Raw genomic sequence first — 18,308 nt, 5'->3', positions numbered from 1 at the left:
GGACTTTACCTCAAACTGCAGCACATCCCTGTAACGAATGTCGGGACTCAATGCCACACTGGCCAGACATCTATTGAAACGTCCATCGCTTCACAGCACCCCGACTTTAAGCCAGCATTGTGCTGCCAACCCAGACAACCCGAGTTGCTCATGCCACGTTTTTACCCTCGCCTGATCCTCATTCTGCTCATTGCGTTCAGCGCCATGCAGGCCCATGCCGAAGGCTTTATCAGCCGTTTACTCAACAAGCCGGTGCCTGGTGGTGTTGCCGTAATTGACCTGGGCAATGGCGAGCAAGCGCCGAGCGCGACGTATCAGGGCAATCCGGTGCTGATCATCAAAGAGGATGGCCAACGCTGGATCGCCATCGTCGGCGTACCGCTAACCGTCAAAGCCGGTACTCAGCAGTTGCAGGTTAACGCTGGCTCCGGCCAGCAAACCGTGAGCTTTGCGGTGGGCAGCAAGAAATATGCAGAACAGCGCATCACGATCAAGAACAAGCAGCAGGTCAATCCGAACGCCAGCAATCTCAAGCGGATCAACCGCGAACTGGCCGAGCAGAATGCCGCCTACGCGCAGTTCAGTGCGCGCCAGCCGAGCAACCTGCTGTTCGACCGCCCCGTGAGCGGCCCGCTTTCGAGCCCATTTGGCTTGCGTCGGTTCTTCAATGGCGAGGAGCGTAATCCCCACTCGGGGCTGGATTTCGCCGCCAGCAGCGGCACTCCAATCAAGGCGCCTGCTGCCGGCAAGGTGATACTCACCGGCAACCTGTTTTTCAACGGCAACACCGTTTTTGTCGATCACGGCCAGGGCTTGATCAGCATGTTCTGCCACATGTCTAAGATTGACGTGAAGGTCGGTGATGAGGTGCCGCGCGGCGGCGTGCTCGGCAAGGTCGGCGCAACAGGCCGCGCTACAGGGCCGCATTTGCATTGGAATGTCAGTTTGAATGCCGTGCGGGTCGATCCGGCCATTTTTATTGGCGCGTTCAAACCTTAGCAATCGCCCGACTCAACACCATGATTTTGGGCAGCTACGCTGCCTTTAGTACTTTGCTAATGTGCGCCACTTAATCAGCGCCAACCTCAGTGGCGGCTGTCAGGCAACACGGAGTGACCCATGCCGGAACAACTAAACACCTGGATGGCTTGGCTTGAACAGCATCCCGACCTTTTCACCCTCTGTGCGTCTGTGCTTCTGGTACTGATTGCAGTTGCGTGTAACTGGCTGGTCAAGCGCATTCTGGTTCGCGGCCTGCAAATGGTTGCCAGCAGCACGCGACTCTGGCGCGAAGCGCAATTGCACGACAGCGGAATTATCAAGCGTCTGTCGAACGTGGTTCCGGCGCTGATAATCTCCAAGGGCGTGACCCTGATTGACGGGTTTCCAGAAACCTTCGCCACCGTGGTCAGTAACGTCTGCAATGCGTTTATCGTGCTGACGATAGCCATCGCCATCAACGGCGCGCTGGATCTGGTCAACCTGATCTACCAACGCCGCCCGGATGCTTACCGCCGCCCGATCAAAGGCTACTTGCAGGTCGTACAGATCATCATCAGCGTAATCGCCGCCATCCTCATGGTCGCGGTGCTGATAGATCGCTCACCGCTAATTTTACTCTCCGGCCTTGGCGCGATGGCGGCGGTGCTGATGTTGATTTTTCAGGACACGATTCTCTCGCTGGTGGCCAGCGTGCAGATCTCGTCCAACGACATCGTCCGTGTCGGTGACTGGATTGAAATGCCTCAGCTCAATGCGGACGGTGATGTGGTCGATATCGCCCTGCACATGGTCAAGGTGCAGAACTGGGACAAAACCATCACCAGTGTTCCGACCCGACGTTTCATCACCGATCCTTTCAAAAACTGGCGCGGTATGCAGGAGTGCGGCGGCAGGCGGATCAAGCGCAGCTTGTACATCGACCAGAACAGCATCGCCTTTTTGGGCAGCGAAGATATTGAGCGCCTGCAACAGCTGAACCTGCTCAACGCGTACCTGGCCGACAAGAAAAGTGAGCTGCACAGCTGGAACACTGAAATTGGCGAAGGCTCGCAAGTTCAGGCAAACACCCGCCGCCTGACTAACCTGGGCACCTTTCGCGCCTATGTCGAAAACTACCTGCTCAAACACCCGGACATTCACCAGCAGATGACCCAACTGGTGCGCCAGATGGAACCCACTGCCGACGGCCTGCCAATTGAAATCTACTGCTTTACCACGACGATTTCCTGGGCGCGCTATGAAGGTATCCAGTCGGATATTTTCGATCACATGCTGGCGATCCTGCCGGAATTCGGCTTGCGCATTTACCAGCATCCGAGTGGCACCGACATGCGCGGCCTCACTCGCCAGCAGCCGGATTACAAACTGCCTTGATTGGCGCTTTGCGGGTGACGTGGCAGGCACACGTCATCCGTCAAAACAACTGCGCAATTATTGCCACCAACAACCCCGGATAGCGCAATAAATCCTCATCCAAACCGCGTTAATGGCGTTATTCACCAATTTTAAAGACAAGCTTGCCAGCTTTTACCTACATCAGTAGTGTTAGTGCCATGAACAGTCCACACACCCTCATTCTAAAGCGGCAACACGCCAACCTCTGCCTGGTCAGCCAACGACTGCGGGGCTAAATCACCTCGCCAGCGCAACGCCCCCCCAATAGATTTGCCTGACCCAGAAACAGGCCGCCGCTTACCAAGGAATTACCATGAGCATGCTTAAAGACCCGTCCAGCAAATACCGTGCATTCACCCCGATCATCTTGCCGGACCGTACCTGGCCATCGAAGACCATCACCGAAGTGCCGATCTGGTGCAGCTCCGATTTGCGCGACGGTAACCAGTCGCTGATCGAGCCGATGGATGCCGAGAAGAAGATGCGTTTCTTCAAGACGCTGGTACAGGTTGGCGTCAAGCAGATCGAAGTGGGCTTCCCTTCCGCCTCGCAGACTGATTTCGACTTCGTCCGCACACTGATCAACGACGGCCACATCCCGGACGACACCACCATTCAGGTGTTGACGCAGGCCCGTGAAGATTTGATCACGCGCACTTTCGAGTCTCTCAAAGGCGCCAAGAAGGCCATCGTTCACGTTTACAACGCAACCGCCCCGGCCTTCCGCCGCATTGTCTTCAATCAGGATAAAGCCGGTGTCGTCGGCATTGCCGTAAACGCCGCGCAAATCATCAAGCGTCTGGCCGCAGAACAGCCGGATACCCAGTGGACGTTCCAGTATTCGCCGGAGATTTTCTCCTCGACCGAACTGGATTTCGCCGTGGAAGTCTGCGATGCAGTATTGGATGTGTGGCAGCCAACGCCGGACAACAAGGTGATTCTCAACCTGCCAACTACCGTCGAGGTGGCCACACCGAACGTTTACGCCGACCAGATTGAATGGTTCGGCCGGCACATCAGTCGTCGTGACAGCGTGTTGATCAGCCTGCACACCCACAACGACCGTGGCACCGGCGTTGCGGCCAGCGAATTGGGCCTGATGGCGGGCGCCGACCGTGTTGAAGGCTGCCTGTTCGGCAACGGCGAACGCACCGGTAACGTCGACTTGGTCAATCTGGCCTTGAACCTCTACACCCAGGGCATCAATCCGGGTCTGGACTTCTCGGATATCGACGCGGTGCGCAAAGTGGTCGAAGAGTGTAACCAGTTGCCCGTGCACCCGCGCCATCCGTATGTTGGCGATCTGGTTCACACTGCATTCTCCGGCTCGCACCAGGATGCTATCCGCAAAGGCTTGACTCAGCAGGACCCGAACGGCATCTGGGAAGTCCCGTACTTGCCGATTGACCCGGCCGATATCGGTCGCAGCTACGAGGCAGTAATTCGCGTAAACAGCCAATCCGGTAAAGGTGGCATCACCTACTTGCTGGAACAGGAATACGGTATCTGCTTGCCGCGCCGCATGCAGATCGAGTTCAGCCAGGTGGTTCAGAAAGAAACCGATCGCCTGGGTCTGGAGATGACTGCCGAGCAGATCTACAGCTTGTTCAACCGTGAGTTCCTGCAAGCCGCAGCGCCTTATGCGCTCAAGGGCCATCGCCTGCAAGAAGAGAACGGCACCAGCGCGGTAGACGTAGAAGTCATCAGCGGCGGTGAAACCCACCACTGGCGCGGGATCGGCAAAGGCCCGCTGGAGGCCCTGGTTGCAGGCTTGCCAGTGAAGGTGGAAATCATGGACTACTCCGAGCACGCCATCGGTGCCGGCACCAACGCCAAAGCGGCGGCATACATCGAGCTGCGGGTTAACGGTGGCCGCGCATTGCATGGCGCCGGCGTTGACGAGAACCTGACTACGGCGAGCTTCCGTGCCCTGTTCAGCGCCCTCAACCGCGCCCTGATCCAGGCCGAAGAAGAAGCCGCTTAATTCGCTGAACGCTGCATCCAAGCCTGGCGCATTTCCCATGCGTCAGGCTTTTTTATGCCCGTCAGTTGAGCTCGAAGTCGTCGGCGTCGCTGTAGGCCGGAAAACGCTCACGGTAAGCCGCTAGCTCTGCCGAGCTGAGCGTCTGGCGATAGACGCCGGGCTGATTCTGACAGTTGAGCAACGACTCACCCTGAAAGTCCAAAACCTGTGAATCGCCGCTGTACGGATGGCCTTTGCCATCAGTGCCGGTGCGATTGACCGCCGCCACATAACAGAGGTTTTCAATCGCCCGCGCGGGGAGCAAACGATTCCAGTGCGTGCGTCGCGCGGCTGGCCAGTTGGCGGTGTAGATCAGCAGGTCAGTGCTGTGCGGGTCACGACTCCACACCGGAAAACGCAGGTCGTAGCAGATCAGCGGGCGAATCTGCCAGCCCTTCAATTCTTGCAGCACCCGCTGGTTTCCGGCGGTGTAGTACTTATGCTCGCCGGCCATGCGGAACAGATGACGCTTGTCGTAATGCGTCATCGAGCCATCGGGGCGCGCCCAGATCAGCCGGTTACGGTAACTGCCGTCCGCTGCCTGAATTATCAGCGTGCCGGTAATCACTGCCTTCATACGCACGGCCATACGCAACAGCCACTGGGTAGACGGGCCGTCTTCGGGCTCTGCCAATTCGGCCGAGTTCATTGAAAAGCCGGTGCTGAACATCTCGGGCAAAACGATCAGGTCAACGCCGTGAGCCTGCTCCAATAAGGCTTCGAAGCGGTTCAGGTTGGCCTGTGGATCGTGCCACACCAGATCGGTCTGGATCAGGGCCAGATGCAGGTCTTCTCGCAGGGTTAGATCGCGCATAGTTTCTCCGCTGCTTGGCGCAAGGTTTCTTCGCGCTTGGCAAAACACAGGCGCACCAAGCGCATGTCCTTCGGTGCCTGTTGGTAGAACACCGAAACCGGAATACTGGCGACGCCGTGTTCACGGGTCATCCACTCAGCCATCGCCACATCATCCAGGTCATCGCGAATCGCCGAGTAATCCACCATCTGGAAATACGTACCGGGCGTGCGGGTGAAGCTCAAGCGTGAGTCTGCCAGCAAGTTGCAGAACAGGTCGCGCTTATTCTGATAGAAGGCCGGCAATTCACTGATGTGCTGCGGATGCTCGGCCATAAAGTCTGCCAGCGCCCACTGCAACGGAGTCACGCCGCAAAAGCTGACGTACTGATGAATCTTGCGCAGCTCGGCGGTTAACGCCGGCGGCGCCACGACATAGCCGGTTTTCCAGCCGGTCACGTGATAGGTCTTACCGAACGAGCTGACCACAAAGGCGCGCTGATAAAGCGCTTCATGGGCCAGTACGCTGCAATGCGCAACGCCATCGAACACCAGATGCTCATACACCTCATCGCTGATGATGTAGATATCGCACTCGGCAATCAGCGCCGCCAGTTGGTCCAGCTCGGCACGGGTAATCAGCGCACCACTCGGATTGTGCGGGCTGTTGAGAATCACCAGGCGGGTTTTCGGGCTCAGCGCATCGCTAAATTTCTGCCAGTCGATGGCGAAACCGGGGTATGCCAACGGCACGTGCACACAACGCCCGCCTGCCAAGGCAACAGACGGCTCGTAACTGTCGTAGCACGGATCGAACACGATGACTTCATCACCAGGCTGAATCAGCGCCTGAATCGCGCAGAAGATAGCCTGCGTGGCGCCTGGCGTAATGGTTACTTCAGTGTCGGCGCTGACGTTGCAGCCGTAGCTGCGGGCAATCTTGGCGGCGACCTGCTCACGCAACGCGGGCAAGCCGGTCATGGCGGCGTACTGGTTATGGCCGGCAGCGATGTGCCGGGCGACGTTGTCACGCAGTGCCTGCGGCCCGTCAAAGTCAGGGAAGCCCTGAGATAGATTCAACGCGCCTGTCACGGCGGCGAGCTGCGACATTTGCGTGAAAATTGTGGTGCCGACATTTGGCAACTTACTGCTGATCATTACGCCCCCTGCTACCCACCGCACCCGACTGCGCGGCCTGGACAGGCAGGATAGCCCATCGGGCAGACATGAAAAAGGCGCCCTTGAGGCGCCTGTTTCAACATCCGCAAAATTGCCGGATCAGCGTTTGTCTTTACGCTTCTTCTCGGCTTTTTTGTGGTGGCTCATCAAACGACGCTTCTTGTTCACCTGACGGTCAGTAAGCGTGTTCTTCTTCGCTTCATACGGGTTCTCACCGCCCTTGTACTCAATACGGATCGGCGTACCGACCAGCTTCAAGACACGGCGATAAGTGTTTTCCAGATAACGCGAGTAAGAGCGCGGAACCGCTTCGACCTGATTACCGTGGATCACGATAATCGGCGGGTTAGCACCACCCAAGTGCGCATAACGCAGCTTGATGCGACGACCATTGACCAAAGGCGGCTGGTGTTCGCGCACCGCGTCTTCGAGAATCTGGGTCAGACGGCTGGTCGGCCAGCGGGTGATAGCCGACTGGAACGATGCCTGCACCGACTTGTACAGATGGCCAACGCCAGTGCCGTGCAAGGCCGAGATAAAGTGAATATCGGCAAAGTCGACAAAGAACAGGCGACGCTGCAACTCGACCTTCACATAGTCACGTTCGCTGGCATCCATCCCGTCCCACTTGTTCAGGGCGATAACCAGTGCACGACCACTTTCGAGCACAAAACCGAGCAGGTTGAGGTCGTGATCGACAACACCTTCGCGGGCGTCCATGACGAACACCACCACGTTGGAGTCTTGAATCGCCTGCAGGGTCTTGACCACTGAGAACTTCTCGACAGCTTCGAAAATCTTGCCGCGGCGGCGCACACCGGCGGTGTCGATCAGCGTGTACTTCTCATCATCGCGTTCAAACGGGATGTAAATACTGTCACGCGTGGTGCCGGCCTGGTCATAGACGATAACCCGGTCTTCACCGAGCATACGGTTGACCAGCGTCGATTTACCGACGTTGGGACGGCCGATAATCGCCAGCTTGATGCCGTCTTTCTCGCTCGGGCCCGGAATACGCTTGGCTTCCTCGCCTTCAGCGACGTCCTCAAGCTCCTCGCCTTCTTCCAACTCACCCGCATCTTTCGGGAACTGGGTCAGCACCGCTTCGAGCATCTGCGCGATACCGCGACCGTGGGCACCGGCAATCGCCAGCGACTTGCCCATGCCCAGCGAACTGAATTCGGCGCACGCCAGATCCGGGTCGATGTTGTCGACCTTGTTCACCACCAGATAGCTTTGCTTGTTGCGCTTGCGCAGGTGCTCGCCAATCATCTGATCGGAGGCAGACAAACCGGCCCGGGCGTCCACAAGGAACAGCACCACATCGGCTTCTTCGATCGCTTGCAGGGACTGAGCGGCCATCTTCGCGTCGATGCCTTCTTCGTCACCGGAAATACCACCGGTATCAATGACGATGTACGTGCGTCCCTGCCACTTGGCTTCGCCATACTGGCGATCACGGGTCAGACCCGACAGGTCACCGACGATGGCATCGCGGGTCCTGGTCAAGCGGTTGAAAAGAGTGGATTTACCGACGTTAGGTCGGCCCACCAGGGCTATTACGGGAACCATTAGGCTCTCCACTTCGTTATTTCAGAAAATACAAAAGCCGCTGCATGGGCAGCGGCCAAAATTAAATGCTCAAACTGGATGGCTGCACAACGCTGTTGTGCAGCATAGCCAAGCCTGACGGTGACGGCTTATTTGATGGTCAGTGCGACCAGCTTGCCACCGTTACCGTATGCGTAGAGCCAGTCACCTACCACCAGTGGACGCGCCCGCAGGCCATCACTGTCGATACGCTCACGCGCTACGAAACGACCATCAACCTGGCTGACCAGATGCAGATAGCCTTCAAAATCGCCAAAGGCGACATAACTCGAGAACACTTCCGGTGCCGACAGCTGGCGGCGAGCCAGTTGGTCATTGCTCCACAGTGCCGAGGTCGAACGTTCATCAATCGCTTCAACGGTACCGTTGGCCTGGCTGACGTAAACGCTGCCCAGACCTTCCGCTACGCCAACTGAACTTGAAGCTTCGCGCTGCCACAGCACTCGACCGGAGTCGACATCCAGCGCTGCAACGCGGCCCTGATAACTGACAACATAAAGCTTGCCGCCCGAGAGCAGCAGGCCGCCATCGATATCGACAACACGCTCAAGCTCGGAACGGCCCTGCGGAATCGCCACGGCCTGTTCCCAAACCGGAATACCACGCTGAGCATCGAGCGCAATCACCTTGCCACTGGACAACGCAGCAATCGCCAGACGATCAGTCAACAACGGGCTGCTGCTGCCACGCAGGGTCAGAACGGCCGGAGTGTTGTTGAAGGTCCACATGTGCGAGCCGGTGTAGGCGTCGAATGCAGTCAGGGTATCGTCCGAAGTCTGCACCAGCACCAGCTGACCATTGGTCGCCGGAGCTGCCAGAACTTCACTGGAAACCCGTGAACGCCAGCGCTCTTCACCGGTGTCGGAATCGAGGGCAATCACTTCACCCTTGAGCGTACCGATCAGAACCAGACCGTAACCTGCACCAACGGCGCCGGAAATCGGCACGTCGAGGTCGGCTTCCCAGACTTCATCACCGCTGGTGCGATCGAGCGCAACGACTTCACCGCTGACGTCAGCGGCAAAAATACGCTGCCCTTCAACCGCTGGAACCAGCATGTTGAATGTATCGCCCTGGCCGTCACCGACCGAGTGGCTCCACTGCTCCTGCAGTTGCACTTCTTCGGTGAAGTCAGGCAACTCAGCGGGCGGCAATTCTTTCTTGCTGTTGCTGCTGCAACCCACGACCAAAACAGCCAGGGCCAGCAATGCGGCATTTTTCCAACGCATCACGTCACGCATCCCCTTTGGCAAGGTCGTCGATTTTCAGCTGCAAGCCACCCACAGCGGCGTCTTCCGACAGCGCTTCTTTGGCTTTCAGGTAGGCAGCATGTGCCTCGTCAGTGCGGCCCAGTTTAACCAGCAGGTCGCCTTTCAATTCTTCACGGCCAGCCAGATAGGCTTTGTCCGCATCATTCTCAAGCAGCTTGAGGGCCTCGTCGGCCTTGCCGTCAGCCGCCAGAACACGTGCCAGACGCTGGCGTGCGATTTCAGCCAGGGTATCGTCAGCCGGGCTGTCGACAATGCTCTGCAACTCAGCTTCGGCGTCGTTCAGTTCACCGGCCTCAACTGCAACCTTGGCCACGAACAAGCTGCCGTATTGTGCGTAATGAGTGCCGCCGTACTCGCCCTTGAGCTTGCCTGCCAGCTCGGCAACCTTGGCTACATCAGGCTTGCCGCTCGGCGTCAGCGCCGTTTCCAGCAGCTGCTGATAGAGCATTGAGGCGCCCTGCGACTGATTGGCCTGGTATTTTTGCCAGCCCTGCCAGCCGAGCACCGCGATCAACGCCAGTGCGCCGCCAGCCAACAACGGCTTACCGTTGCGCTGCCACCATTCCTTGATTACCGCCAGCTCTTCTTCGTCGTTACGCGAAACCACCCCAATACTCCTTAATCCGCTAAATCGCTTAAGCCTTCTCGAGGCTGGTTGCCAGATGCTCTGCAAGAGCGTCGATGGCAATGCTTTGTTGTTCTGCCTGACCACGCAGCGGTTTGAAACCTACCACTTGCTGAGCCAACTCGTCTTCCCCCAGGATCACGGCATAGAGCGCACCGCTCTTGTCCGCTTTCTTGAACTGGCTCTTGAAACTGCCACCGCCTGCGTTCACCTGCAAACGCAGCCCCGGCACCTGATCACGCAGGCGTTCACTAAGGGTCAGCGCAGCAAGCTCGGCTGCCTCGCCAAAGGCACACAGGTATACGTCTACCTGACGGGCGATTTCAGCGGGTACTTTATCCAGTGTTTCAAGCAATAACACCAGGCGCTCGATACCCATGGCAAAACCAACGCCAGTGGTCGGCTTGCCGCCCATCTGCTCAACCAGGCCATCATAACGGCCACCGGCGCACACAGTACCTTGAGAACCGAGTTTATCGGTAACCCATTCGAATACTGTTTTGCTGTAGTAATCGAGGCCGCGTACCAATTTAGGATTGATGACGTAGGGAATGCCCGCTGCATCGAGGCGCGCCTTGAGGCCCTCGAAGTGAACGCGCGAGGCTTCGTCGAGGTAATCCGCAAGCTTCGGTGCATCCACCAGCAGCGCCTGAGTTTCTGGCGACTTGCTATCGAGGATACGCATCGGGTTGCTGCTCAGACGACGACGGCTGTCTTCATCGAGCTGATCGGCACGCGCCGAAAGGAACTCAACCAACGCATCGCGGTAAACCGCACGCGCCTCGCTGGTGCCCAGGCTGTTCAGCTCAAGGGTAACGGCGTCGCGAATACCCAGCAGGCCCCACAGGCGCCATGTTAATACGATCAGCTCGGAGTCGATGTCCGGGCCATCGAGATTGAACACCTCGACACCAATCTGGTGGAACTGGCGATAACGGCCTTTCTGCGGGCGCTCGTGGCGGAACATCGGGCCGATGTACCAAAGCTTCTGAGTTTGTCCGCCGCCAGCCAGGCCGTGTTCGAGTACCGCGCGCACGCAGGCCGCTGTGCCTTCAGGACGCAGGGTCAGCGAATCGCCGTTACGGTCTTCGAAGGTGTACATCTCTTTTTCGACGATATCGGTGACTTCACCAATCGAGCGCTTGAACAGCTCGGTGAACTCGACGATAGGCATACGAATCTGCCGATAGCCGTAGCCATCGAGCAGGCTCGCAACCGTGCCTTCGAAATAGCGCCACAGCGGAGTTTGCTCAGGCAGGATGTCGTTCATGCCACGAATGGCTTGCAGGGACTTGCTCAATTCAATTCCTTAAACTTTCAAAGGCCGGGCGCTTAACTGCGTACGATTACAGCAGCGTCGGCAGCAACTTTCTCAGCTGCTTTCTGGCGGATGAGCTTTTCCAGATCATCGACCAAGTTGTCATTGTTCATTTTCTGCGCGGGCTTGCCGTCAATGTAAATCAGGTTGCTCGGCGAGCCACCGGTGAGACCGATATGCGCCTCTTTCGCCTCACCCGGGCCATTCACCACACAACCGATTACGGCAACATCCAGCGGCACCAGCAAGTCTTCCAGACGGCCTTCAAGCTCGTTCATGGTCTTCACCACATCGAAGTTCTGCCGCGAGCAGCTCGGGCAGGCGATGAAGTTGATACCGCGCGAGCGCAAACGCAACGACTTGAGAATGTCGTAACCCACCTTGATCTCTTCGACCGGGTCGGCTGCCAACGAAATGCGAATGGTGTCGCCGATGCCTTCGGCCAGCAGCATGCCGAGGCCGACTGCCGATTTGACCGTGCCCGAACGCAGGCCACCGGCTTCGGTGATACCCAAGTGCAATGGCTGGGAAATCTGGGTGGCGAGCAAGCGATAGGCGGCAACGGCCATGAACACGTCAGAGGCTTTCACACTGATTTTGTAATCAGGGAAGTTCAGCCGTTCAAGGTGCTCGGCATGACGTAAAGCCGACTCGACCAGTGCTTCCGGGGTCGGCTCGCCGTATTTCTTTTGCAGGTCTTTTTCCAGCGAACCGGCGTTAACGCCGATGCGGATCGGAATCCCTTTATCGCGTGCGGCTTCAACCACAGCGCGAACGCGGTCTTCACGACCGATGTTGCCCGGATTGATGCGCAGGCAATCGACGCCCAGTTCAGCCACACGCAGGGCGATCTGGTAATCGAAATGAATGTCGGCAACCAGCGGCAGGTTCGACTGCTGCTTGATTTTGCCAAACGCCTCGGCGGCGTCCATGTCCGGCACGGATACGCGCACGATATCGGCGCCCGCTTCCTCAAGACGACGGATCTGGGCGACCGTGGCGGCCACATCGTTGGTGTCGGTGTTGGTCATGCTCTGCACGGCAATTGGCGCATCGCCGCCGACCGGTACCGAGCCAACCCAAATTTTACGCGACTGACGACGCTTGATCGGTGATTCGCACTGCATGTCTTACTGCCCCAAGGTCAAACGCGCAGTACCGCCATTGGCGATATGCGGTGTTACATCGACTGGCTGGCCGTTATAGCTAACCTCGGCGCCACGGGCAAAGCCCAGACGCAACGCCAGTGGCGCCTTGCCAACCACTTGCAGATTCTCGCCCTTGCGCTTGAGACCGCTGAAAACCACTTTACCGTCGGCATCAGTCACCTGCAGCCAGCAGTCTGCGCTGAAATTGATTGCCACATTGCCTTCACCAGCAGCCGCCACGGGCTGTTCAGTTGCAGGCGCCGGCGCGGCCTCGGCGGTTTCTGCTGGCGCGGCCGGTGCAGCGGCGACAGCAGCGTCTTGCGCGGCATTGTCCTGAGTAGAATTAGGCGTGGCTGGAGCAGCTTCCGGCTCGCCTTCTTCGGCGGCAGTCGGCGGTGCGCCCTCTTCGCTTTCATCGGTTGGCGCAATGCTGCCAAGATCAAGTGGAGCCGCTTCCTGAGCCGCTTCTACAGCTTGATCTTCCGGCTCATCGAGCGGATGAATCTGTGTGGCGCCATCAGCACCTTCAACTTCTACATGGCCCAGAGCGGATGAAGCCTGCTCGTTGGCCTGACGCTCGGCCTGACCCTGCCACCAGTAAAAGCCGACAACGGCCAGCCCCACGAGCAGCGCAAAGCTGACGAAGCGCAAGATGCGCTGCGAGTATTTAACCGGCTCTTCAATACGGCCAAGGCCTTGTACGTTACTGCCGACCGCATTGCTGCCGGTGAACTGATCGAACTGTTCAACCAGCACGGCTTGATCTAGGCCGAGTAGTTTTGCGTAGGCACGCACATAGCCACGGGCAAAGGTATGACCCGGCAACTTTTCGAATTCAGCAGCTTCAATCTGCCCCAGACGAGTTGGCGTCAAATTCAACTGAGCAGCCACCTCAGCGACAGACAAATCCTTCTGCTCGCGGGCATTACGCAGTGTGTCACCGGGGTTGATGCGGTTCACTGCTACAGCTTCAGGTTGCGCCGATTTCATCATTGCTCCGACAAATATTGCTTGTATTCCGGGGTGCCCGGATAAAGACGTTTGAGTTGCAGCCCCAAACTAGCAGCTTGGTCACGATCATCAAAACGTTTAGCTAGACGCGTGCCCAGCAACAAGCTGCTGGCATTCTGTTCACTAATCGCACTGTAGCTTTCGTAATAACGGCGGGCCGGGACATACGCCTGCTCGTCATATGACATATTGGCAAGTTCGAGCAAAGCCCGTGGCTGGCGGCGATTGAGCCGCAGCGAACGCTCAAAATACTGTTTTGCCTGCTCGTTTCGGCCCAATACCTTAGCAGTGATGCCCAGGTTCTCGAAGACCCGCGAGCGCTCCGGGTAAAGATTATCTTGCGCAGCCTGCTCGTAGCGCTCGAATGCTTCATCGTAGCGTTTCTGTTCGAACAGGAAACTGCCGTAATTGTTCAGCAAACGTGCATCGGAGGAACGCTGGGCAATTGCCTTGCGGTAATGCTCATCGGCAAGTTTGGGTTCCATTTCAATCTGAAACACCAGAGCCAGCGCCGCATGGGCGTCGGCACTGGAGGAGTCAAGCTCAAGGGCCTTTTTAAGCGGCACCTTGGCACGCTCGGTAGAACCCTGTTGAAGATAACCAAGACCTAGCTGGATGTATGCATCGCGCGCTTCATCGCGACCACTGTCGGTTTTCATCGGATCGACATCGCCGGTCGTTACACAGCCGACCAACAGGCTGGCGAGTAGTAAGAACAGCGCGGGGCGCAAGGTCATGTATATCCTCCCTTTTAGTTTTGATTAGTAGTGGAAGGCGATGACTCAGCCTCGCTACTTAACTGGCGTACGGCAATATACCGCTCGCTACGCCGGGTCCGATCCATGACTTGGCCAACCAACTGGCCACACGCCGCATCAATGTCCTCACCGCGCGTAGTACGCACAGTGACATTGTGCCCGGCTTTATGCAGCAGGTCTTGAAAACGACGTATCGCATTGTTGCTCGGGCGCTCATATCCGGAATGCGGGAACGGATTAAACGGGATCAGGTTGATTTTGCACGGCACATCGCGCAACAACTCGATCATTTGCTCGGCATGCTCGACCCGGTCATTCACATCCTTGAGCAGGGTGTATTCGATGGTCAGCACACGTTTTTCGCCGAGACGGGACACGTAACGCTTGCAGCTGGCAAGCAACATGTCGAGCGGGTACTTCTTGTTGATTGGCACCAACTGATTACGCAGCTCGTTGTTCGGAGCATGCAGAGACAGCGCCAGGGAGACGTCAATCACCTCGGACAGCTTGTCGATCATCGGCACCACGCCAGAGGTGGACAAGGTCACTTTGCGCTTGGAGATACCGTAGCCGAGGTCATCCATCATGATTTTCATAGAGGCGACTACGTTATCGAAATTCAGTAACGGCTCGCCCATGCCCATCATCACCACGTTGGTGACGGCGCGATCAATTTTCGCAGGCTGGGTGCCGAATGACTTATTGGCGATCCACACCTGACCGATAATCTCGGCGGAGGTGAGGTCACTGTTGAAACCTTGTTTGCCGGTGGAGCAGAAACTGCAATCGAGCGCACAACCTGCCTGCGACGAAACACACAGAGTGCCGCGGCCACCTTGCGGGATGTAAACGGTTTCCACACAGCTACCGGACGCCACACGAACCACCCACTTACGGGTGCCATCGGTGGAGATATCTTCGCTGACCACTTCTGGCCCGCGAATTTCAGCACAGGCCTTGAGCTTTTCGCGCAAGACCTTGCTGACGTTACTCATGGCGTCGAAATCATCGACGCCAAAGTGGTGAATCCACTTCATTATCTGACCGGCACGGAAACGCTTCTCCCCGATACTGTCGAAGAATTGTTCCATTTCCTGCTGGGTCAGCCCCAGAAGATTAATTTTACCGGTTGATTCAGTCATGGTTTCACCTTCACTCGAATGTTCGCTTAGCGAATGCGAGCGCAAACCTCAGTAGAGGCGAAGAAGTAAGCGATTTCGCGAGCAGCCGACGCTTCGGAGTCCGAACCGTGTACAGCGTTTTCGTCGATAGAAACAGCGAAGTCAGCACGGATAGTGCCAGCAGCAGCTTCTTTAGGGTTGGTAGCGCCCATCAGTTCACGGTTTTTCAGGATGGCGCCTTCGCCTTCCAGAACCTGAACAACAACCGGACCGGAAGTCATGAATGCAACCAGATCCTTGAAGAAACCGCGCTCGCTGTGCTCAGCGTAGAAACCGCTCGCTTCGCGCTCGGACAGCTGAACCATTTTCGATGCAACGACGCGCAGACCAGCTTTTTCGAAGCGGGTAACGATCTCGCCGATTACATTCTTGGCAACTGCGTCGGGTTTGATGATAGAGAAAGTACGTTCAACAGCCATGGGAAACTCCAGGAACTTAGATTAAGCAAAAATTAAACCCGCGAATTATACGCGGGTTCTGGTTAAATGCGTAGGGTGCGCCGGTCGGCGCCCCTATTCAGGGCAGTACAATCAGTCGGCTTCTTCGATCCAAGCCGCCTGAATTGCCTCCAGCACCTTCTCCCCGCCACGCTGCGGGTCATCACTGAATTCTGGCAAGGCCAAAACCCAGCGATGCAAATCAACGAAATTGACATAGCGCGGATCAACATCCGGCTTGCTGTCGGCCAGTTGAATGGCGATTTCCAGCACGTCAGCCCATTTCAGACTCATATAACCGTCTCTCCAGAGAACGTTAAAACCCGGCGCGAGCACTCCGCGCGGTTATATCAATGGCCTTCGGAGACCTGATTGATCGTGTACTTGGGAATTTCGATGACCAAGTCGGTGTCGGTCACAACAGACTGACACGACAGGCGCGAATTAGGCTCCAGCCCCCACGCCTTGTCGAGCATGTCATCTTCCAGCTCATCGGAAGGCTCCAGCGAATTGAAACCCTCGCGCACGATGACGTGGCACGTGGTGCACGCGCACGACTTCTCGCACGCGTGTTCGATGTCGATGCCGTTGCGCAGCGCAGCGTTAAGTACGGTTTCGCCCGGCTCGGCCTCGAATACGGCCCCTTCCGGGCAGTGTTCGGCGTGCGGCAAAAAAATCAGCTGCGTCATGCTTATTCCTCAATCTCGTTAAGACTACGGCCCGACAAAGCGGCCTTTACCGTAGAGTCCAGGCGACGCGCTGCAAATGCATCGGTCACTTGGGTCAATCGTTTGGTTTGCGCCTCAAGTGCGTGGCCATCGTTGCCCGCAATCAAATCACGCAGTTGTTGCATTTCATGGCCGATCACTTCGCGCTCTTCGCTGTCGAGCAAGCGCTCGCCGTCAGCTGCAACGGCCGCCTCGACCGCTTCAAGCAGACGCTGAGCATCCACTTGCTGCTCACGCAGAACGCGGGCTTGCTTGTCATCGCCGGCATAACTGAATGAGTCTTTGAGCATCTTCGCCACTTGCTCATCAGTCAGACCGTACGAAGGCTTGACCTGAATGCTCGCCTCAACGCCCGACGCCAACTCACGCGCCGCAACGCTGAGCAAGCCATCAGCATCCACCTGAAAGGTCACCCGGATCTTCGCCGCACCGGCCACCATTGGCGGGATACCACGCAGCTCGAAGCGCGCCAGCGAACGGCAATCGCTGATCAGTTCACGCTCGCCTTGCAGCACGTGAACCATCATCGCGGTCTGACCGTCTTTGTAGGTGGTGAAATCCTGAGCACGCGCCACTGGAATCGTGGTGTTGCGCGGGATGACCTTTTCCATCAGCCCGCCCATGGTCTCAAGACCCAGCGACAATGGAATTACATCCAACAGCAACAGCTCTTCCCCTTCGCCGCGCTTGTTACCTGCCAGAGTATCGGCCTGAATTGCAGCGCCGATGGCTACAACCTGATCCGGGTCGATATCGGTGAGCGGCTGACGGCCAAACATCTCGGCCACAGCCTGACGCACACGCGGTACGCGAGTGGAGCCGCCGACCATAACCACAGCGCCAACGTCTTCAATCTCGATGCCGGCATCACGCACAGCGCGGCGGCAAGCCTTGAGGCTTTGCGCAACCATGGGCTCGATCAACGCATCGAACAGTTCGCGGGTCAGCACACCGCGCCACTGCAAATATTCAACTTCAACCGAATCGCTGGCAGTCAGTGCTTCTTTGGCCGCACACGCGGCATCGAGCAGGCTGCGCTGGGCGCTGGGGTCGATATCGGCGGACAAACCGGCCTGTTCGACAATCCAGCTGGCAATCGCATGGTCGAAATCATCGCCGCCCAGCGCGCTATCGCCGCCGGTGGCCATCACTTCGAAAACACCGCTGGTGAGGCGCAAAATCGAGATATCGAAGGTGCCGCCGCCCAAGTCGTAGATGGCGACAACGCCTTCGGCTTTCTGATCCAGGCCGTAAGCAACCGCTGCTGCAGTCGGCTCGTTGAGCAGACGCAATACGTTCAAGCCTGCGAGGCGCGCAGCATCTTTGGTGGCCTGACGCTGTGCATCATCGAAATAGGCCGGCACCGTAATCACCGCACCCACCAGCTCGCCACCCAAGGTCAGCTCGGCACGTTCGCGCAGCACCTTGAGAATTTCTGCCGAGACTTCTACCGGGCTCTTATCACCCTGCACAGTCTGGATAGACGGCATTTGCGACTCGCCACCGACAAAGTGGTAAGGCAGTTGATCGCCCAACTGCTTCACATCGCTCAGACCACGACCCATCAGGCGCTTGACCGAAACAATGGTATTGAACGGGTCACTGGAGGCCGCCGCCTTGGCGCCCTCACCCACTTCAACACGGTCAGCGTGATAGCGCACTGCCGACGGCAGAATGATCTTGCCTTCGGTATCGGCCAGCGGTTCGGAAAGGCCACTGCGCAAGGCAGCAACCAGCGAATTGGTGGTACCCAGGTCGATCCCCACTGCCAGCCGACGCTGGTGTGGCTGGGGGCTCTGTCCGGGCTCAGCGATCTGCAGTAAGGCCAT

17 protein-coding genes are annotated in these 18,308 nt (G+C 57.5%); 3 read left to right on the top strand and 14 right to left on the bottom strand.

Annotation, left to right across the window (positions count from 1 at the left end; translation table 11 throughout):
• Positions 1 to 150 precede the first annotated feature (150 nt).
• The 3 genes from FEZ62_RS02230 to leuA all read left to right on the top strand — a co-directional run bounded on the left by FEZ62_RS02230 (position 151) and on the right by leuA (position 4,381).
• Positions 151 to 999: a M23 family metallopeptidase gene (locus FEZ62_RS02230; protein WP_172926661.1), complete on the top strand. Its 849-nt coding sequence runs from the start codon at positions 151 to 153 to the stop codon at positions 997 to 999.
• A gap of 120 nt (positions 1,000 to 1,119) precedes the next feature.
• Entirely contained in the window at positions 1,120 to 2,376 is a 1,257-nt protein-coding gene (locus tag FEZ62_RS02225; protein WP_069901250.1) for a mechanosensitive ion channel family protein, read from the top strand.
• Positions 2,377 to 2,710: 334 nt separating this feature from the next.
• Positions 2,711 to 4,381: a 2-isopropylmalate synthase gene (gene leuA, locus FEZ62_RS02220; protein ID WP_172926660.1), complete on the top strand. Its 1,671-nt coding sequence runs from the start codon at positions 2,711 to 2,713 to the stop codon at positions 4,379 to 4,381.
• Between the two features lie 61 nt (positions 4,382 to 4,442).
• Here leuA and FEZ62_RS02215 read toward each other — a convergent pair whose 3' ends face one another.
• From FEZ62_RS02215 to hscA, 14 genes are all read right to left on the bottom strand, one after another.
• Positions 4,443 to 5,234 (bottom strand): amidohydrolase, encoded by a 792-nt coding sequence (locus tag FEZ62_RS02215; RefSeq protein ID WP_090514022.1) that lies wholly within the window; start codon positions 5,232 to 5,234, stop codon positions 4,443 to 4,445.
• A complete protein-coding gene (locus FEZ62_RS02210; protein ID WP_172926659.1) occupies positions 5,222 to 6,370 on the bottom strand; it encodes a pyridoxal phosphate-dependent aminotransferase in 1,149 nt (382 codons plus the stop codon). Before FEZ62_RS02210 ends, FEZ62_RS02215 begins: the two co-directional genes overlap by 13 nt.
• Positions 6,371 to 6,490: 120 nt before the next feature.
• Entirely contained in the window at positions 6,491 to 7,963 is a 1,473-nt protein-coding gene (gene der / locus FEZ62_RS02205; RefSeq protein WP_069901246.1) for a ribosome biogenesis GTPase Der, read from the bottom strand.
• A gap of 128 nt (positions 7,964 to 8,091) precedes the next feature.
• Positions 8,092 to 9,243, bottom strand: a complete 1,152-nt coding sequence (gene bamB / locus FEZ62_RS02200) for an outer membrane protein assembly factor BamB (protein ID WP_069901245.1) — start codon at positions 9,241 to 9,243, stop codon at positions 8,092 to 8,094.
• Positions 9,236 to 9,880, bottom strand: coding sequence for a tetratricopeptide repeat protein (locus FEZ62_RS02195; protein ID WP_090514029.1), 645 nt, complete (start codon positions 9,878 to 9,880; stop codon positions 9,236 to 9,238). Before FEZ62_RS02195 ends, bamB begins: the two co-directional genes overlap by 8 nt.
• A 28-nt stretch (positions 9,881 to 9,908) precedes the next feature.
• Positions 9,909 to 11,198: a histidine--tRNA ligase gene (hisS, locus tag FEZ62_RS02190; RefSeq protein ID WP_172926658.1), complete on the bottom strand. Its 1,290-nt coding sequence runs from the start codon at positions 11,196 to 11,198 to the stop codon at positions 9,909 to 9,911.
• 32 nt (positions 11,199 to 11,230) lie between these two features.
• The gene (gene ispG, locus FEZ62_RS02185) at positions 11,231 to 12,343 is read right to left on the bottom strand and encodes a flavodoxin-dependent (E)-4-hydroxy-3-methylbut-2-enyl-diphosphate synthase (protein WP_069901242.1); all 1,113 of its coding nucleotides are present in this window, start codon (positions 12,341 to 12,343) and stop codon (positions 11,231 to 11,233) included.
• Positions 12,344 to 12,346: 3 nt separating this feature from the next.
• Positions 12,347 to 13,354, bottom strand: a complete 1,008-nt coding sequence (locus tag FEZ62_RS02180) for a RodZ family helix-turn-helix domain-containing protein (RefSeq protein WP_090514033.1) — start codon at positions 13,352 to 13,354, stop codon at positions 12,347 to 12,349.
• Positions 13,354 to 14,112, bottom strand: a complete 759-nt coding sequence (gene pilW, locus FEZ62_RS02175; protein ID WP_069901240.1) for a type IV pilus biogenesis/stability protein PilW — start codon at positions 14,110 to 14,112, stop codon at positions 13,354 to 13,356. Before pilW ends, FEZ62_RS02180 begins: the two co-directional genes overlap by 1 nt.
• A gap of 14 nt (positions 14,113 to 14,126) precedes the next feature.
• Complete coding sequence (gene rlmN, locus FEZ62_RS02170; RefSeq protein WP_069901239.1) at positions 14,127 to 15,275, bottom strand: 23S rRNA (adenine(2503)-C(2))-methyltransferase RlmN; 1,149 nt, start codon at positions 15,273 to 15,275, stop codon at positions 14,127 to 14,129.
• Positions 15,276 to 15,301: 26 nt separating this feature from the next.
• A complete protein-coding gene (gene ndk, locus FEZ62_RS02165) occupies positions 15,302 to 15,733 on the bottom strand; it encodes a nucleoside-diphosphate kinase (RefSeq protein ID WP_010484592.1) in 432 nt (143 codons plus the stop codon).
• A gap of 111 nt (positions 15,734 to 15,844) precedes the next feature.
• Positions 15,845 to 16,045 (bottom strand): Fe-S cluster assembly protein IscX, encoded by a 201-nt coding sequence (iscX, locus tag FEZ62_RS02160; protein ID WP_069901238.1) that lies wholly within the window; start codon positions 16,043 to 16,045, stop codon positions 15,845 to 15,847.
• 56 nt (positions 16,046 to 16,101) lie between these two features.
• The gene (gene fdx, locus FEZ62_RS02155; RefSeq protein ID WP_069901237.1) at positions 16,102 to 16,440 is read right to left on the bottom strand and encodes an ISC system 2Fe-2S type ferredoxin; all 339 of its coding nucleotides are present in this window, start codon (positions 16,438 to 16,440) and stop codon (positions 16,102 to 16,104) included.
• 2 nt (positions 16,441 to 16,442) lie between these two features.
• On the bottom strand, positions 16,443 to 18,308 hold the full coding sequence (hscA, locus tag FEZ62_RS02150; RefSeq protein WP_069901236.1) for a Fe-S protein assembly chaperone HscA: 1,866 nt from the start codon (positions 18,306 to 18,308) through the stop codon (positions 16,443 to 16,445).

The organism is Pseudomonas sp. MS19 (assembly GCF_013277615.1).
In the GTDB taxonomy this organism is placed as follows: domain Bacteria; phylum Pseudomonadota; class Gammaproteobacteria; order Pseudomonadales; family Pseudomonadaceae; genus Aquipseudomonas; species Aquipseudomonas marincola.
Note: the sequence above shows the minus strand (reverse complement) of the source record. Positions and strands in the feature narration are given on the sequence as shown.

What these genes read in the sequence shown, in the direction of transcription:
- FEZ62_RS02230 (WP_172926661.1), top strand. Translation starts at nt 151, where the DNA reads ATGCCACGTTTTTACCCTCGCCTGATCCTCATTCTGCTCATTGCGTTC.
- FEZ62_RS02225 (WP_069901250.1), top strand. Translation starts at nt 1,120, where the DNA reads ATGCCGGAACAACTAAACACCTGGATGGCTTGGCTTGAACAGCATCCC.
- leuA (WP_172926660.1), top strand. Translation starts at nt 2,711, where the DNA reads ATGAGCATGCTTAAAGACCCGTCCAGCAAATACCGTGCATTCACCCCG.
- FEZ62_RS02215 (WP_090514022.1), bottom strand. Translation starts at nt 5,234, where the DNA reads ATGCGCGATCTAACCCTGCGAGAAGACCTGCATCTGGCCCTGATCCAG.
- FEZ62_RS02210 (WP_172926659.1), bottom strand. Translation starts at nt 6,370, where the DNA reads ATGATCAGCAGTAAGTTGCCAAATGTCGGCACCACAATTTTCACGCAA.
- der (WP_069901246.1), bottom strand. Translation starts at nt 7,963, where the DNA reads ATGGTTCCCGTAATAGCCCTGGTGGGCCGACCTAACGTCGGTAAATCC.
- bamB (WP_069901245.1), bottom strand. Translation starts at nt 9,243, where the DNA reads ATGCGTGACGTGATGCGTTGGAAAAATGCCGCATTGCTGGCCCTGGCT.
- ispG (WP_069901242.1), bottom strand. Translation starts at nt 12,343, where the DNA reads ATGCAGTGCGAATCACCGATCAAGCGTCGTCAGTCGCGTAAAATTTGG.
- FEZ62_RS02180 (WP_090514033.1), bottom strand. Translation starts at nt 13,354, where the DNA reads ATGAAATCGGCGCAACCTGAAGCTGTAGCAGTGAACCGCATCAACCCC.
- pilW (WP_069901240.1), bottom strand. Translation starts at nt 14,112, where the DNA reads ATGACCTTGCGCCCCGCGCTGTTCTTACTACTCGCCAGCCTGTTGGTC.
- rlmN (WP_069901239.1), bottom strand. Translation starts at nt 15,275, where the DNA reads ATGACTGAATCAACCGGTAAAATTAATCTTCTGGGGCTGACCCAGCAG.
- ndk (WP_010484592.1), bottom strand. Translation starts at nt 15,733, where the DNA reads ATGGCTGTTGAACGTACTTTCTCTATCATCAAACCCGACGCAGTTGCC.
- iscX (WP_069901238.1), bottom strand. Translation starts at nt 16,045, where the DNA reads ATGAGTCTGAAATGGGCTGACGTGCTGGAAATCGCCATTCAACTGGCC.
- fdx (WP_069901237.1), bottom strand. Translation starts at nt 16,440, where the DNA reads ATGACGCAGCTGATTTTTTTGCCGCACGCCGAACACTGCCCGGAAGGG.
- hscA (WP_069901236.1), bottom strand. Translation starts at nt 18,308, where the DNA reads ATGGCCTTACTGCAGATCGCTGAGCCCGGACAGAGCCCCCAGCCACAC.